Origin of the sequence: Lacrimispora sp. 38-1 (assembly GCF_049890855.1) — a bacterium.
Lineage (GTDB): Bacteria > Bacillota > Clostridia > Lachnospirales > Lachnospiraceae > Lacrimispora.
Window position 1 is genome coordinate 1 of record NZ_JBANEW010000073.1, and the last position, 14,175, is coordinate 14,175.

At 42.4% G+C, this 14,175-nt stretch carries 12 protein-coding genes and 1 riboswitch; of the genes, 6 read left to right on the forward strand and 6 right to left on the reverse strand.

Annotated features, from left to right (window positions below; genetic code table 11):
• Positions 1-103: 103 nt before the first annotated feature.
• Positions 104-814: a 4Fe-4S binding protein gene (locus tag V7D18_RS20990; protein ID WP_426157179.1), complete on the forward strand. Its 711-nt coding sequence runs from the start codon at positions 104-106 to the stop codon at positions 812-814.
• A 77-nt stretch (positions 815-891) separates the two neighbouring features.
• On the opposite strand, the gene V7D18_RS20995 is transcribed toward V7D18_RS20990, so the two are convergent.
• Together V7D18_RS20995 and V7D18_RS21000 are read right to left on the reverse strand one after the other, a co-directional pair.
• Entirely contained in the window at positions 892-3,303 is a 2,412-nt protein-coding gene (locus V7D18_RS20995; RefSeq protein WP_426157181.1) for a PEP/pyruvate-binding domain-containing protein, read from the reverse strand.
• A 79-nt stretch (positions 3,304-3,382) separates the two neighbouring features.
• Positions 3,383-3,958, reverse strand: coding sequence for a TetR/AcrR family transcriptional regulator (locus V7D18_RS21000; protein ID WP_426157183.1), 576 nt, complete (start codon positions 3,956-3,958; stop codon positions 3,383-3,385).
• Positions 3,959-4,134: 176 nt separating this feature from the next.
• Between V7D18_RS21000 and V7D18_RS21005 the strand changes: the two genes are divergently transcribed.
• Positions 4,135-5,031 carry a metallophosphoesterase gene (locus V7D18_RS21005; RefSeq protein ID WP_426157185.1) on the forward strand — a complete coding sequence of 299 codons (897 nt, stop codon included), beginning with the start codon at positions 4,135-4,137 and terminating at the stop codon, positions 5,029-5,031.
• 10 nt (positions 5,032-5,041) lie between these two features.
• Here the strand turns inward: V7D18_RS21005 and V7D18_RS21010 are convergent, their stop codons facing one another.
• The gene (locus tag V7D18_RS21010; protein WP_426157187.1) at positions 5,042-6,433 is read right to left on the reverse strand and encodes a sensor histidine kinase; all 1,392 of its coding nucleotides are present in this window, start codon (positions 6,431-6,433) and stop codon (positions 5,042-5,044) included.
• Positions 6,414-7,127 (reverse strand): response regulator transcription factor, encoded by a 714-nt coding sequence (locus V7D18_RS21015; RefSeq protein WP_426157189.1) that lies wholly within the window; start codon positions 7,125-7,127, stop codon positions 6,414-6,416. Before V7D18_RS21015 ends, V7D18_RS21010 begins: the two co-directional genes overlap by 20 nt.
• A gap of 167 nt (positions 7,128-7,294) precedes the next feature.
• Here V7D18_RS21015 and V7D18_RS21020 point away from each other — a divergent pair, with 167 nt between their 5' ends.
• On the forward strand, positions 7,295-7,777 hold the full coding sequence (locus V7D18_RS21020) for a hypothetical protein (RefSeq protein ID WP_426157191.1): 483 nt from the start codon (positions 7,295-7,297) through the stop codon (positions 7,775-7,777).
• 112 nt (positions 7,778-7,889) lie between these two features.
• Here the strand turns inward: V7D18_RS21020 and V7D18_RS21025 are convergent, their stop codons facing one another.
• Both V7D18_RS21025 and V7D18_RS21030 read right to left on the reverse strand, forming a co-directional pair.
• On the reverse strand, positions 7,890-10,439 hold the full coding sequence (locus V7D18_RS21025; RefSeq protein ID WP_426157193.1) for a cation-translocating P-type ATPase: 2,550 nt from the start codon (positions 10,437-10,439) through the stop codon (positions 7,890-7,892).
• Between the two features lie 115 nt (positions 10,440-10,554).
• Positions 10,555-10,652, reverse strand: a riboswitch (NiCo riboswitch).
• Positions 10,653-10,740: 88 nt separating this feature from the next.
• The gene (locus V7D18_RS21030; RefSeq protein WP_426157195.1) at positions 10,741-11,373 is read right to left on the reverse strand and encodes a CPBP family intramembrane glutamic endopeptidase; all 633 of its coding nucleotides are present in this window, start codon (positions 11,371-11,373) and stop codon (positions 10,741-10,743) included.
• A 191-nt stretch (positions 11,374-11,564) separates the two neighbouring features.
• On the opposite strand from V7D18_RS21030, the gene V7D18_RS21035 reads away from it, so the two are divergent.
• The 3 genes from V7D18_RS21035 to V7D18_RS21045 are packed head-to-tail and all read left to right on the forward strand — an operon-like array spanning position 11,565 to position 14,147.
• Positions 11,565-13,484: a BglG family transcription antiterminator gene (locus V7D18_RS21035; RefSeq protein ID WP_426157197.1), complete on the forward strand. Its 1,920-nt coding sequence runs from the start codon at positions 11,565-11,567 to the stop codon at positions 13,482-13,484.
• 19 nt (positions 13,485-13,503) lie between these two features.
• On the forward strand, positions 13,504-13,845 hold the full coding sequence (locus V7D18_RS21040; protein WP_426157199.1) for a PTS lactose/cellobiose transporter subunit IIA: 342 nt from the start codon (positions 13,504-13,506) through the stop codon (positions 13,843-13,845).
• Complete coding sequence (locus V7D18_RS21045) at positions 13,842-14,147, forward strand: PTS sugar transporter subunit IIB (protein ID WP_426157201.1); 306 nt, start codon at positions 13,842-13,844, stop codon at positions 14,145-14,147. Before V7D18_RS21040 ends, V7D18_RS21045 begins: the two co-directional genes overlap by 4 nt.
• The last annotated feature ends 28 nt before the right edge of the window (positions 14,148-14,175 follow it).

Sequence of the window (14,175 nt, forward strand, 5' to 3'; positions counted from 1 at the left end):
ACTCTGAAAAACTTTTATTGACTAACATATCATAATGTTATATCATAAAAATATATTAAATAAATAAGAATAATACCAATAATTAAAAAAGGAGTACATCATAATGAGACAACGAGTTCGCAAGGGTATATTAGTTTATTCCGCTCTGATGTTTCCGATGACATTCTTACTTTTATCACCTTTTATAATTGTTTTATCCGCAGCAGAAGGTGTTTTAAATGGAAGCGCAATGATTTTTGGACTTTTCCTGATGTTTTCTGTCGTCGGTAGCCGTCTTTTCTGTGGCTGGCTTTGTCCGGGAGGTGCTGTACAGGATTACATTTCTGCTGCAAACAACCGCCACTGGAACAGTAAGTGGAAAAATCGGTCCAAATATGTGATCTGGGTGGTGTGGTTTTCTTTCATCGTTTTTCTATGGATACATAACCGGCCGATAAAAGGAGATTTTCTGCATTTTATGGGCATTAACAAATTTTATCTGATTATCTATGTAATTGTAATGTCTATCATATATTTGTTCACGCTAGTGACCGGCAGACGCGGAATGTGCCACAGCCTCTGTTGGATGGCTCCGTTTATGGTAATTGGTGAATCAATTGCAGATTTTCTTCATATACCAAGATTCAGGCTGAAAGCAAACCCTGATGTCTGTGTTTCCTGTGGCAAATGCAGCAGAATCTGTCCAATGGGGTTGAATGTAGCTGATATGGTTAAATCTGGAAGTGTGGATAGTACGGAATGTATTAACTGTCTGGAATGCGTGGATGGATGCCCGAAGAAAGCAATTGGATTTGGAATATGTCAGAAACGGTAATATGTATGAGCAAATGGTGAAACTGCAGGAGATAAACGGAAAGGCAGTCTCCTTTTTCAACAGAGCCTGCCCTGAAATTACTTTAATATAATTACCTTGCCGGAACTGCCGTCAACAAACACCTCATCTCCATCCTCTAACAGATCTGTGGCATTTCCAATTCCCAGAACTGCAGGAATGTTATATTCTCTGGCAACAATTGCACTATGAGACAGAGGGCCGCCTGTATCCGATATAACCGCCGAAGCAAGAACAAACAGGGGCGTCCAGGAGGGATCTGTATAGCGGCAGAGCAATATGTCACCGGGCTGCATTTTATCAAATGCCTGCTGAGTCAGTATTTTCCGTACCCGGCCCCGGCACCGTCCGCCGTTTCCGGAAACACCGGTCAGGATATTCTGAGTGCCTGTTTTTGTGCCGATTGAAAACCCAGACCAAAGCACTTCGTTTTTCTGCCGGTTGAATTTTCTTACAGAAATCAATTCTTTCAGGTCCGTTATGTTGTCCGGTAATTCATATACCTCGTTTAGGGTGAGATACCGGATATCGTCAGCCTGTTTAAACAGCTGGGGAAAACGGTTCGCCAGCTCAAATGCAGCCCTGCGGGCAAGACCGTAGCACATTTCTATCATATAAAGGCTTTCTTCCCGGTTCACATGATATGCGCGTATTTCTTCAATTTTTGTTTTCAACCGTCTGGCTTTCTTTTTATCAAATTGCTTTGTAATCTTTGTCATAATGTTTTGAAACTTGTCTGATGCTTCCTCGTTTCTTCCGGAGTTTTGCAGCACTTTCAGCATTGAAAACAGGGAATCCGGATTTTCAAACCATGAAACGGAGCCGAAGGCGCAGTAACTGCTGTTTGATTTCCAGCCGAATTCATTTAAGAAATTTTGTAGTTTTGCCTTAAAATAAGGCTGATTAGAAAGAAATTCCGACATGGCACGGGGATTGGTTCTGTCCAGCTCCATAAATAACTGCTCCAGTTCAGGGCTGCTGTGGATGTAACCGGATAGTTTTTTTAACTCAATGTTTAAATTCCAGGTTTTATAGGAAAGATTACTCAGCAAATCATATTCGTTCATATTTTTATCTATTTTTTTCAGGTCATGATGAATGAGTTTTGAGACAGCGACAGACGGAAAGATATTGTATCGGAATCTTGTGTAAGCAAGCTCCTCAGACAGTTCCATGAGTTCCATGATCTGCCGGATCAATGCTTTGGAAGCTAATGAAGAAGGGTCCGTTTTCTCTATGGTGGTCAATTCCTTCCTTATGGTATGAAAAGAATCGTTTGTCCTGGCTGAATTGATGGAATAGTCGGTAAAACTTCTCAGCAGGAAGGGAATATTAAATATCTTAGGTGAGATATGTATTTTTCCGGCAGATAGTGAAAGCAATCCGTTATCAGCCATGGTCAGTTCGCTTTCCACAAAGATGCCAAGCTCATGAAACACTTTGTTTTTTGCTTCATCCACTAACAGGCATGGTGCCACATCAAGGGGATAAAGCGGGGTGGGGCAGTGCTCAATCCAGTTGTTTAATACCGCTCTCTGGGATTTTGTAAGCTGGATCTCGCTGTTATTTTTTACGTTCAAAGTGGTGATTGGGCGTGCCTGCAGTAAATACAGCCTGTTTTGGGAGATGGCCCATTCCAGATCCTGGGGGCACTGAAAGTGCTGTTCTGTTTTTCTGCCCAGTTCAAATATTTCTATTGCCTGTTTCTCAGTTAAACTAAATTCACTTCTTAGCTGTGAGGATGTTTCTTTTTCTTCGGTTCCGTCTGCGCTGTAGCAGATCAAAATCTTTTTATCACCTAAACGCTTTTCAATTATCTGCCGGTGGTCTCTGTCGTATATATAGATATCGGGAGTTACTTTCCCTGAAACAATGGATTCGCCCAGCCCCCATGAGGCATTGAGCATCATTCGGCTTTTATTTTTACTAACAGGATCCACTGTGAAAAGAACTCCGGATATTTCACTGTTCACCATGCACTGGACCACAACTGATAACGAGATCTTTATGGTATCAAAGTTCGTCTGCTTTCGATACGCGGCCGCCCGTGATGAAAATAGTGAAGCAAAACATTTTTTAACGGACAGATAAAGCTGTTCCAGCCCCTGTATGTTGAGATAAGTTTCCTGCTGCCCGGCAAAACTCGCTTCCGGCAGATCTTCGGCTGTGGCAGAGGAACGTACCGCAACCTTTAAATCGGGGGCCAGTGCATGATAATATTCTGCGATTTCATCCTCCAGTTCCTTCCAGAGCTGCCCTTTTGCTATGTTTTCGCTGGTAAGGTTGTTTTTTGATGAAGGAGTATCAAACCCATTCCGTTTCATGTAATCATCAAAAGCACGGCTGGTAATGCAGAAACCATTGGGAACCGGAAAACCGGCATTAAACAGTTCACCGAGATTCGCACCCTTGCCGCCTGCAGCAGAGATATCTTCTTTTCTTATTTCACTAAATTTCATAACATAATTCATAGTTCAAGCACCTCCTTTTTCGATTATAACACTGACCTGTGAAAATAACAAATAATATTCATAGCTTTGATAAAAAATATCAGATAGTCTCTAGAATTAATTTTTGTATTTTTTCATACCAGAAAGAAAAGCCCTCACCAATCATTTCTTTCTGCATGCATAAAACAGCCAGTGCAGCAACTGCAGAAGCGATTTCTTCATCGGAAGCTGACAGGGAAATCCCCTTACCTGCCCAGATATTCTTAAGCTTACTGATAAAGTCTAAATTATCCTGTAATGCAGATGTATCATTATTCCAGACCAGTGATTCTAAAAGACCGCCGTATTCACTGGCATAAAATTTGTTTGTTGAGGTTTTTTCCAGAAACACATTTGCCAGATCGGAAAAAAATCCCTGAGGTGTCTGATTTTCCTCATCGATGATTGTCAGAATTTTCTGCCTTATTCTGTTTTTTTCATCTCGCAGGATTTCTTCGTAAAGTGCTTCTTTGTCTTTGTAGAAGGTATAAAAGCCCCCCATGGAAATACCGGCCTTTTTGGTTATCTCCTGTATTTTGCAGTTTTTAAACCCTTTCTCCATAAACATGAGATAAGCGATTTCCTTTATTTTATTTTTTAATTCTTCCCGTTCTTCCTCAGTGTAAGGCCGCCCCAAGATGACTACCCCCTTTCCTTATTTGCATTTCTATATTAACTTGCCGCCATAAATTCGTCAATATCAGATTTGTTCTGATTATTTACGTGTTCTGGCATATTCCTTTTATCCAATGGAATCAGTATAAAACATTAAATAAGTTAAATACTAATAAAAAAAGTGAAAATGGAGCAAAGATGAAAGCAAATAAAAGACTGACAAAAGCATTTAAACATGCTGAAAACAGAACATTTGATAAAAATTCAAAATATATATTCTTTAGTGACTGCCACCGTGGTGATGACAGTGTTTCAGATGAATTTATCCGGAACCAGAACATCTTTTTACATGCATTAAATTATTATTATAAAGAAAATTATGTATATGTAGAGGTTGGCGATGGCGATGAACTATGGGAATATAAAAAATTCGGTGTGATCCGGCTGGCACATACCGATGTGTTTACTGTAATGAAAAAGTTTTATGATTCCGGCCGGTTCATCATGCTGTATGGGAACCATAATATATATTTAAAATCCAAACATTTCGTAAAATCTAATTATTATCAATATTATGATTTATATAATCAAAAAACCGTAGATTTATTTAAGGGATTAAAGCCAAAGGAGGCATTGGTTCTTAACTATAAAGATAACAGACAGAAGATCTTTGTAATTCATGGGCATCAGGGAGACATTATGAATGATCAGCTATGGTTTCTGTCCATGATTCTGCTTCGGTATTTTTGGAGATATCTCCATCTTGTAGGTTTTGACAATCCCACAAGCCCTGCCCGCAATTTATTTAAAAGGCATAAAATAGAGCGGATATATGATGAATGGATTGATAAGCATAAGATCATGCTGATTTGCGGACATACCCACAGGCCGAAATTTCCAAAAGCAGATGACCTTCCGTATTTTAATACCGGATGCTGTACCCGGACCAGGGGAATATCGGGAATTGAGATAATTAACGGGGAGATTTTGCTGGTTGACTGGAGAATCGCAGCCGATGAAGAGGGAGGGCTGAAAGTCCTCCGTACCGTAGTCAGAGGACCGGAGCCCATTGAAAAATTTGATGGCAGGAAATAATCCGCGTTTGTTAAAAGGAAATCTCAAATACAGCGCCCTGTTCCTGGTTATATGCAGCAATTCTGCCATTCAGCAGTTCTGCTGCAGATTTTGCTATGGCAAGCCCCAAACCGAAATTGCCGTTTTTCCCTTTATAGAAACGGTCGAAGATAAAGGGGTGGTCACTTTGAGGGATGCCGTCTCCGTCATCAGATATTCTTAAGAATACAGTTTCGCCTTTTTTTTCAAGGACGATGGTGACTTTTTGTCTGGCATAGCGCATACAGTTGGATACGATATTTATAACTGTCTGGGATAGAAGTATGTCATCGGTCTGAATCATTACATCATATTCCGGCAGAAGCAGCTCTAAATTTTTATCTGATTTCGCCGCCAGCCCCATAAGACGCTGGGAATAATCCTTTAATAAGTGGCAGAGATTGACTTCCTCCCATTGGGGTTTGTACATGCCGCTTTCGTATCTTGAGAGTGTAAGAAGTTCGCTTACCAGCTCATTGAGGCGTATGCTCTCGCGTTTGATGATCCGTGCGGCTTCCTTTGCATCCGGAAATATACCGCTTTCAATCCCTTCGGCATATCCCTGGATGGACATAAGAGGTGTGCGAAGCTCATGAGAGGCATTTTGCAGAAATGTCTTTTGATTTTTGTCATAAGTTTCAAGCCTTCCAACCATGATGCAGATATTATCATAAAGCTGTTTGAATTCCAGGGTGTCCTGGGGCATCGTGAAATGGCTGACATCGAAATTGCCCTGTCCGATCTGCAGGGACAAGACACCAAGTCTGGTGACAGGAACCGTTATATGTGCCGCTATTTTCTCCGAGAAATAGATGGCGATAAGGATACCCAGAAGCATGATGGCAAAAAGGATAAGATTGACCGCACCCAGGTATTTCTTCATATGGTCTGTTGGGAGAGCAAATACGGCAGTTAAATTGCTCAAATCGTCATTGTTCATGGAATAGGCAATGGTAAAATATTTTTTGCCGTTTACAGGAATGGTGTAAACGGTTCCCTGTTCCATCTGATGAAACTTAACCTTTATCACATCTAAATATGCAATCTGTGAAGGGGCAAGCTTTATTTGTGCCGGAAATACAGGCAACGCATCCTGGTCCAGAAGGTAGAAATCCATCCCCTGTGAGAAATGAGAGGATTTAAGGGCCATCAGGATGTTTCTTGCCATATTTAAGGCTTTCTTTTCTGATGGCTGGCCTCCGTCTGTTTCCAACTCACTTTTTATTTCCTTTTCTACTGCCCGGATTGTGGCTTTTAATTCATTCTTTGCAGTAGCGTTGATGTAGATCTGAAAGGAAAAGTTGAATAATATAAGCGTTGCAAGGGGGATTACGATAAGCAGGATCAGAAATGGCTTCCGGATCTTATTTTTTATACTCTTCATGGGTATCTCCTAATTCCAGTCGGAAACCAAAGCCCCAGACTGACTGGATTTTCACATCTGCTTCGGCTGCCGCCAGCTTTTTCCGAAGCCGTTTAATCACATCATCGGTTGCTCTGGTATCCGCATCAAAGTCGAATTTCCATACATGCTTTAACAGCTCTTCCCTGGACACTGCCTGTTCCTTTTTTTCCAGCAGATAGACCATAAGTGCAAATTCCGTTGGGGTGATATCAAGTGTCTTTCCGTTAACGGAGAACTCTCTTTTATTCACATCTGCTTTTATATTACCAAAGAGATAGATTTCACCCTTGTAGCTGCCTAAGTCTAACTCCATTCTTCGAAATAATGCTTTTACTCTTGTTACAAGTTCCATTGGGGAAAATGGTTTTGTTAAGTAGTCATCAGAGCCTAAGGTAATTCCGGCTATGCGGTCGGTTTCACTGTCTCTGGCAGAAACGATTACAATCAGTGCATTGCTTCTCTTTCTGATCTCCCGGCAAAGTACCAGACCGTCCGTGCCGGGCATCATGATATCAAGAATTACCATATCGGAAGGATTTTTATCAAATGCGGCATATAAGCGATCGCCGTCAGGAAATGTCTGAACCTCAAACCCCTCAGCTGCCAGAAAAAGCTGTATTAAATCCCTGATGGGCTGTTCATCATCTGCAAGGTAAATCCGTTTCTTTTCCATTTATCTGTAACCCCTCCTCTCAGCTGTTTCCCCTATTTTATCATTTTATTTTTCTATTTGATAGAGCTGCCACAATTTTGCCACAGTTTCACCTTTGAAATGCGTCAGGGAAAGGTAGTATATTTCAAAAAGAAAAGCAAATTCCCCCATTGAAAGGAGTAACAATTATGAGAAAATCCATGAAATCAATTACCTCTCTTTTGACAACAGCTATGCTTATTACAGGAACAGTAACCGTTCCGGCCCAGGCAGCACAGACAGCGGCGGCAAACCCGACCAAAGCAGCAACCAGCCAGGCAGCCACAACCCAGAACAGCAAGTCCGGTACGGCAGCAAAAACAACAGAAGCAGCAAAGGCAACAGAAGCAGCAAAAACAACAGAAGCAGCAAAGGCAACAGAAGCAGCAAAAGCCGGCTCAGCAAAAGCAGGAGCTGTAAAAGCGGATAAAAAAGCGACAGCAAAAAAAGCGACAGCAAAAAAAGTCAAAAAGGCTAAAAAGGTATCTGCAGTTAAAAAACATAAAAAAGCAGCAAAAAAGACCAGTAAGGCAAAAACACATAAAAAAGCAGCAAAGGTAAAAAAGACGGCAGCCAAATCAGCAGTAAAGAAAGCAGCAACAAAAAAGGCAGCAGCCACTGCAAAGAAATAATACATGAGATGTAGTTAATGTTCACGTAAAATGATGCATGATATTTTATACTGCAGCCCGTTCCCATTGATCTGGAAACGGGCTGTTTTTAAATACTGGTTTGATTTAAAGATTACAGATTGGCGGACGTTTCTTCTGTTTTAACAGCTTTTTCATTTACTTTGGTCAGTTTAACCAACTCATACCAGAGAACCGATGCGGCAGCCAGCCCAAGAGCAGTTAACATCTGCCAGGCAGAGAGAGGAGCCAGTTTTAAAAGTCCTGCAATAGGCGAATAAAGGATGACAGCCAGCAGTACAATGGTGCCCACATTGACAGCCCACATGACCTTGTCATTTAAAAGCTGTCTGAATGAACAAAAGACGTTGTTATAATCGGAACTGTTGACCTGCACAAGAAATAAATTTGCCAGCATGATTATGGCAAGCCCCATTGAACGGGCAGCAGGTGCATGAGCAGGACTGCCGGCCAGAGTGATGAAATATGCTCCAAAGGAAGCAGCAAATACAAACAGACCCTGGAGTATGCTTTTGGCAAGCAGTTTTCCAGTCAGCAGTTTTTCTTTTGGATTGCGGGGGCTGCGTTTCATAATATTGGTTTCAGCAGGCTGGCGTTCCAGCACAACGGAACAGGTGGGGTCGATCAGCACTTCCAAAAGCACCACATGAAGAGGCAGGAGTAAAAGCGCTGCAGGGGCAATGCCAAGGAACGGACCGAGCAGGGAGGAGAAAGCAATGGGGATATGGATTGTAAACACGTAACCCACGGCTTTGCGGATGTTGTCATATATACGGCGTCCGTCCCGGATCGTTTCCACGATGGTGGTGAAGTTGTCATCCATTAAGATGAGGTCAGCGGCCTCTCTGGACACCTCGCTGCCGCGTTTTCCCATAGCGATACCGATGTCGGCATATTTGAGGGCGGGAGCATCATTGACTCCGTCACCGGTCATGGCAACAATATCCCCATTCTCCTTAAATGCTTTTACAATCCGCATTTTATGCTCGGGAATAACCCGGGAGAAAATGGAGACATTTTTAACGGCCTCCTGCAGCTGGGTATCGGACATGGCTTCCAGCATTTCTCCTGTGATGATACGGTCGCTGCCGGGAATTCCGATTTTCCTGGCAATTGCGGAAGCTGTAATACCGTTGTCGCCAGTGATCATGACGACACGGATGGCGGCCTCTTTGCATACGGCTATATCATTTTTCACATTTTCCCGGGGAGGATCGGCAAGACCCACCAGTCCGAGCAGAGTCAGGCGGCAGTTTGTAATGGAAGCAGGAATCGTTTCGTCATTCTCAGGATTTGCAGTTGCAATTCCTATAACCCTCAGTCCTTCGCTGGATAAGTCGTTGATCTGTTTTTCAACAATCGTTCGTTCTTCATCGGTGAGTTCACAGATTGTCAGGATCCGCTCAGGACTGCCTTTTGCCGCGATGACCAGCTGTCCGTCCCGGCGCCAGACATGCCCCATCATTTTTAATTCATTGGTAAAGGCGTATTCTGTTACGAATTCATTATGAAACAGGCTTTCTTTTGAGACACCATGTTCCTCACAATAGCTGAGCATGGCTTTTTCCATAGGATCATAGGTATCTGTTTCACAGCCAAGTCCCATTGTTTCTATCAGTTGTAGTTCCGATTGGTTTACCGTCCATATTTTTTGAACCGTCATCTGATTCATGGTGATAGTGCCGGTTTTATCCACACACAGGACTGATACTGCACCAAGTGTCTCCACACTGGGCAGCTTGCGCACCAGTGAATTCTTCTTTGCCAGTCTCCAGGCCCCCATAGAGAGAAAAACTGTGAGGATAACTGGAAACTCCTCCGGAATCATAGCCATGGCCAGAGTCACGCCGGAAAGGATACTTTCAATAAGCCTGTCACTGAAACTGTGATCAGGAATATTAAACCAGGTAAAGATGCCTACCAGCAGAAAAAGAACACCGGCGATAACGGCACAGGTTTTAACCAGCTTTCCGGTCTGCTTTTGCAGCGGGGTATCTTCCTGTGGAGTTATGGCTACTCCCAGACCGATTTTGCCGTATTCGGACTGTGCTCCGGTCTTATCCACTTTAATGGCTCCGGTGCCCTGCATAACCAGTGTACCGGCATAGCAGTAGTCCTTTCGCCAATAGTCCTTTGCAGGTTTCTCATTTCCTGAAGGTATTTTCCAGACTCTTTCGGCTTCACCGGTCAGAGAGGATTCATCAACACATAAATCAGCACAGCGGATCACCACACCATCTGCCGGAATCTTCACACCTTCATAAATCATCATTAAATCACCAGGCACAAGGTCTGCGCTGGCAATCAGTTTTTCAGCCCCATCCCGTATGACCGGAATTGTGGGTGCAGAAAGGTCTTTCAGGGCGTTTAAGGTTTTATCTGTTTTCCATTCCTGAATTACATCAATGCTGATTATGCCGACCACAAAAATAAGCATAATAGCACCATCTCTGGGTTCCCCCAGAATAAAATAAATGACAGCTGCGATGATAAGTAAAAGGAACATGGGTTCACAGATGATGTGAAGAACTTTCATGAAAAAGTTCTCCTTCTTCTGGGGTGTCAGCTCATTTTTACCATACTGCTGCTGTCTTAGCCTGGCCTCCTCGCTGGATAGGCCGTTGTAATTTGGGGTGTCTGTCATAAAAAAAATCCTCCGTTTCTCGCCATTACGGCGGTGTCATGATTTCTCCTATGGCACTTCATTTGAGTTCGTTGTTCCGTAAGTGAATATAAAAAAACACACCGGCGGAACATACTACTGTCCCGCAGATGTGCATAAGATGCAATCCGCTGCCGTTCGTTGGACGGCCCAGCCCCACGCCCCTTCGGGCATCGCCTGCTCAGTTTGTACTGTTGATCTCAAATTCCATTGGAATATAATGCAGTGCAAAGAGATTTTTATATTATATGAAGAGATATGGAAAATGTCAACCAATATTTTTTCATCTGCCGAAAATATTAAGTATTCCGTGAAGAAGTATGGTGGAAAAAATGTTTTTCGTCTTAATGCGCAGTGCTCCCAGGACAATTCCAAAACAGAACCCCGTAATTACTTTCCATATCATAACTGTCGCCAGTCCTGATTCCACACGAAAAGAGATTGTATCAATATATCCAAGATGCCAGATTGCAAACAGCAGTGTCGATAAGAGGTATGTGATCCACTCTTTTTTACTTATGTTATTCAGCTCGTTCCATACAAATCCCCGAAAAATTAGTTCTTCAAATGCAGGTATGATGATTGCAGAATAAATCAATAAAAAAATTCCCGTAAAACTGGTGCTTTGTGTAAGTATGGGGGTTGAAATCAGCAGAGCCGCATAAACAACCGTGAAAACAAGATAGCCTGCGCCAAAATGAGCAGGAAAGACGGAAAGTTTTACTTCCTTTAATTTAGCTGTCAGCAGGATAAATGAGGAAATTAGTACCATTGCAATCAATGAGATAATTCTGTCGGATAATTCTGTTCTTTCAATCACAAGAAAGCAAACGTATCTGATTCCAATACGAAGTAACTGCAAAACAATTAATAAGCCTGTTATCTTTAAGACAGTTTTCAAGTAATTTGTGTTCAATGTTTTCCCTCCAATATTATGCTGTAAATATAGATATTATAGCATTCTATATTTATGACGTAAATACATTGACTGCAAGTAGAGTATAATAGATTGTCGATTGCTAAATTACCGTAATGAATACGGAAAATAACCGGGTTGAGTTTCATTATCCCAATGTTATAATGAAATTACCGAAAGGAGGTGGCAGCTTGATTGAAAGAAGGCAGCAGCTTTTGTTCTCAAAACTTACCGGAAATGAGTACATCACGGCAGCTGAACTGGCGAAACAGATGGGGATCAGTGAAAAAACAGTCAGGACCAGAGTAAAGGAGTTAGATAAAGAGCTTTTGCCCTGCGGCGCCCGTATTATATCGAAACAGGGGCATGGATACCGCATATCCATAACCGATAAAGCGCTATATCAGGAGCTTATCAAATCCCTGTCAGCAGACGGGAATGCATTGCCCACATCTTCACAGGAACGGATTTTATATCTTCTTTCGTGTCTGCTTAACAGCGGGGACTATGTAAAACTGGATGATTTAAGTTCCTTTTTGTTTGTATCAAGAAATGTGCTGACAGGGGACTTAAAAAAGGCAGAGGACATGCTTTTGAAATACGGTGTCAGACTGGTGCGCAAACCTCATTATGGCATCAGGGCAGAGGGGACTGAATTTGACAAGAGGCTGTGTATTTCCAATTATCTGATGAAGCCGGATTTTATTCTGCAGGGGCACCGCCGCAGAAGTACAGATGAGATGAGGTCCATCGGAGACACGCTTCTTACCTGCATCAGAGAGCATAACATCAAATTGTCTGAGGTTTTATTTCAAAATCTGATCATTCATATATACATTGCAGCAAAGCGCATGAAAGCCGGGCTTTATATGACTGCAAAGGAGACCGATTTTTTTCAGATAAGCCTTGGCGAGAAAGAAATGGTCATAGCACAGGATCTGGCGAAGGGGCTGGAGGCCAGTCTGGGGATCGTTTTTTCAGAGCCTGAGATAAAATATCTGGCAATTCATCTGGCTGGAAAAAGAAGTATTGGGGAAGAAGACGGTGAAAGTCTTAAACCGGAAATTCCCAGGCGGCTTATAGATCTGATTATGGAAATGCTGCAATCGGTGTATGACAGTTTTAAAATAGACTTCAGACAAAACCAGGAGTTAATTTTGTCGCTTTCTCAGCACATGGTCCCTTTGGACATCAGAATCCGGTACGATATGGGAATCGATAATCCTTTGCTGGAGGAAACAAAAAAGAATTATTTTCTGGCCTATGCCATTGCCAGGCAGGCTTGTATTGTTCTTAACGAACATTACCACAAGAGTCTGTCAGAGGATGAGGTGGGGTTTATAGCGCTTCTCTTTGCACTTGCCCTTGAGCAGGAGAAGGGAAACAACGGCAGGAAAAATATTCTGATTGTATGTGCATCAGGAAAGGGAAGTGCCCAGCTGTTAACCTATCGCTACAAAGAGGAGTTCGGCAATTATTTAAATCAGGTTTATACCTGTAACACACATGAACTGGATCATTTTGATTTAAGCAGAGTGGATTACATCTTCACCACAGTTCCTCTGGAAATTTCTGTTCCGGTTCCAGTTATTTCAGTGAAAGATTTTCTCGGGGACAGAGAAATTCTGGCAGTTAAAAAAATCCTGTTTATGGGGAATAAAAGTTTTCTGTATGAATTTTACGACAGGCGTCTGTTTTTTACGGATATCCAGGGGGAAAGCAAAGAAGAGATAATTGGAGAGTTATGCAGACGTATCAGTACGGTAAGAGAATTGCCCAAAGGATTTTATGAAGCAGTTTTAAAGCGGGAAAAACTTGCCCAGACAGACTTTGGAAATCTTACGGCGTTCCCGCACCCATATAAAACGCTGACTGAGGAAAGTTTTGTTTGCGTGGGAATTTTACGAAAACCGATTCTTTGGAACACAAACCAGGTGCAGGCAGTTTTTCTTGTCTCTATCGGTGAAGAGGAGCAGGAACAGCTTCAGGCTTTTTACCAGCTGACTATGAATCTTCTGCTGAATCAGAGGGGAGTGTTAAGGCTTATTAAGGAAGCATCCTTTGATACGCTGATCGAGCTTTTAATGGATGACAAAAATATCAGACAGTGATAATGGGGGAGAATAACAAATGGACTTAACTATTGAAACAATCATGATGGAGCTGGTTGTAAACGGCGGTAATGCCAGGAGCTGCGCAATGCAGGCAATTGCTGCGGCAAGAGAGGGAAAGCCTGATCTGGCTGAACAGTTAATGAAAGAGGCAGATGAAGCAATTGAGAAAGCTCACGAGTTTCAAACCGGGATTTTACAGGCAGAGGCCTCAGGGGAACATCTTGATATGAGCCTGATTATGGTTCATGCACAGGATCATTTAATGAATGCCATGACCGTAAGAGATCTTGCAAAGGAGTTTGTAAAGCTTTATAAAAATCAGATATCTGCGGCAGGTAAGGAAGGAGTGGTAATATGATAAACATTACGTTGATTTGTGCGGCGGGAATGTCCACATCCATGCTGACTCAGAGAATGCTAAAAGCGGCGGAAAGTAAGAATCTGGAGGTTGAGATCATTGCTATGCCTGAATCAAAGTTCCGGAAATATAAGGGAGAGACACAGGTTCTTCTTCTGGGGCCTCAGGTGCGGTATCTTTTCGAAGAAATCAAGGCAGAATTCCAGCCAAAGGGAATGAAAGTGTCAGTTATTGATATGAAAGATTATGGAATGATGAATGGGGAAAAAGTATTGGAGGATGCATTAAAACTTTTGGGGTGAAACAGGGCGCAGCAGATAAACGGTATGT

Excerpts from the sequence above, each read along its gene's own strand:
- V7D18_RS20990 (WP_426157179.1), top strand. The coding sequence starts at position 104 with ATGAGACAACGAGTTCGCAAGGGTATATTAGTTTATTCCGCTCTGATG.
- V7D18_RS20995 (WP_426157181.1), bottom strand. The coding sequence starts at position 3,303 with ATGAATTATGTTATGAAATTTAGTGAAATAAGAAAAGAAGATATCTCT.
- V7D18_RS21005 (WP_426157185.1), top strand. The coding sequence starts at position 4,135 with ATGAAAGCAAATAAAAGACTGACAAAAGCATTTAAACATGCTGAAAAC.
- V7D18_RS21010 (WP_426157187.1), bottom strand. The coding sequence starts at position 6,433 with ATGAAGAGTATAAAAAATAAGATCCGGAAGCCATTTCTGATCCTGCTT.
- V7D18_RS21015 (WP_426157189.1), bottom strand. The coding sequence starts at position 7,127 with ATGGAAAAGAAACGGATTTACCTTGCAGATGATGAACAGCCCATCAGG.
- V7D18_RS21020 (WP_426157191.1), top strand. The coding sequence starts at position 7,295 with ATGAGAAAATCCATGAAATCAATTACCTCTCTTTTGACAACAGCTATG.
- V7D18_RS21025 (WP_426157193.1), bottom strand. The coding sequence starts at position 10,439 with ATGACAGACACCCCAAATTACAACGGCCTATCCAGCGAGGAGGCCAGG.
- V7D18_RS21040 (WP_426157199.1), top strand. The coding sequence starts at position 13,504 with ATGGACTTAACTATTGAAACAATCATGATGGAGCTGGTTGTAAACGGC.
- V7D18_RS21045 (WP_426157201.1), top strand. The coding sequence starts at position 13,842 with ATGATAAACATTACGTTGATTTGTGCGGCGGGAATGTCCACATCCATG.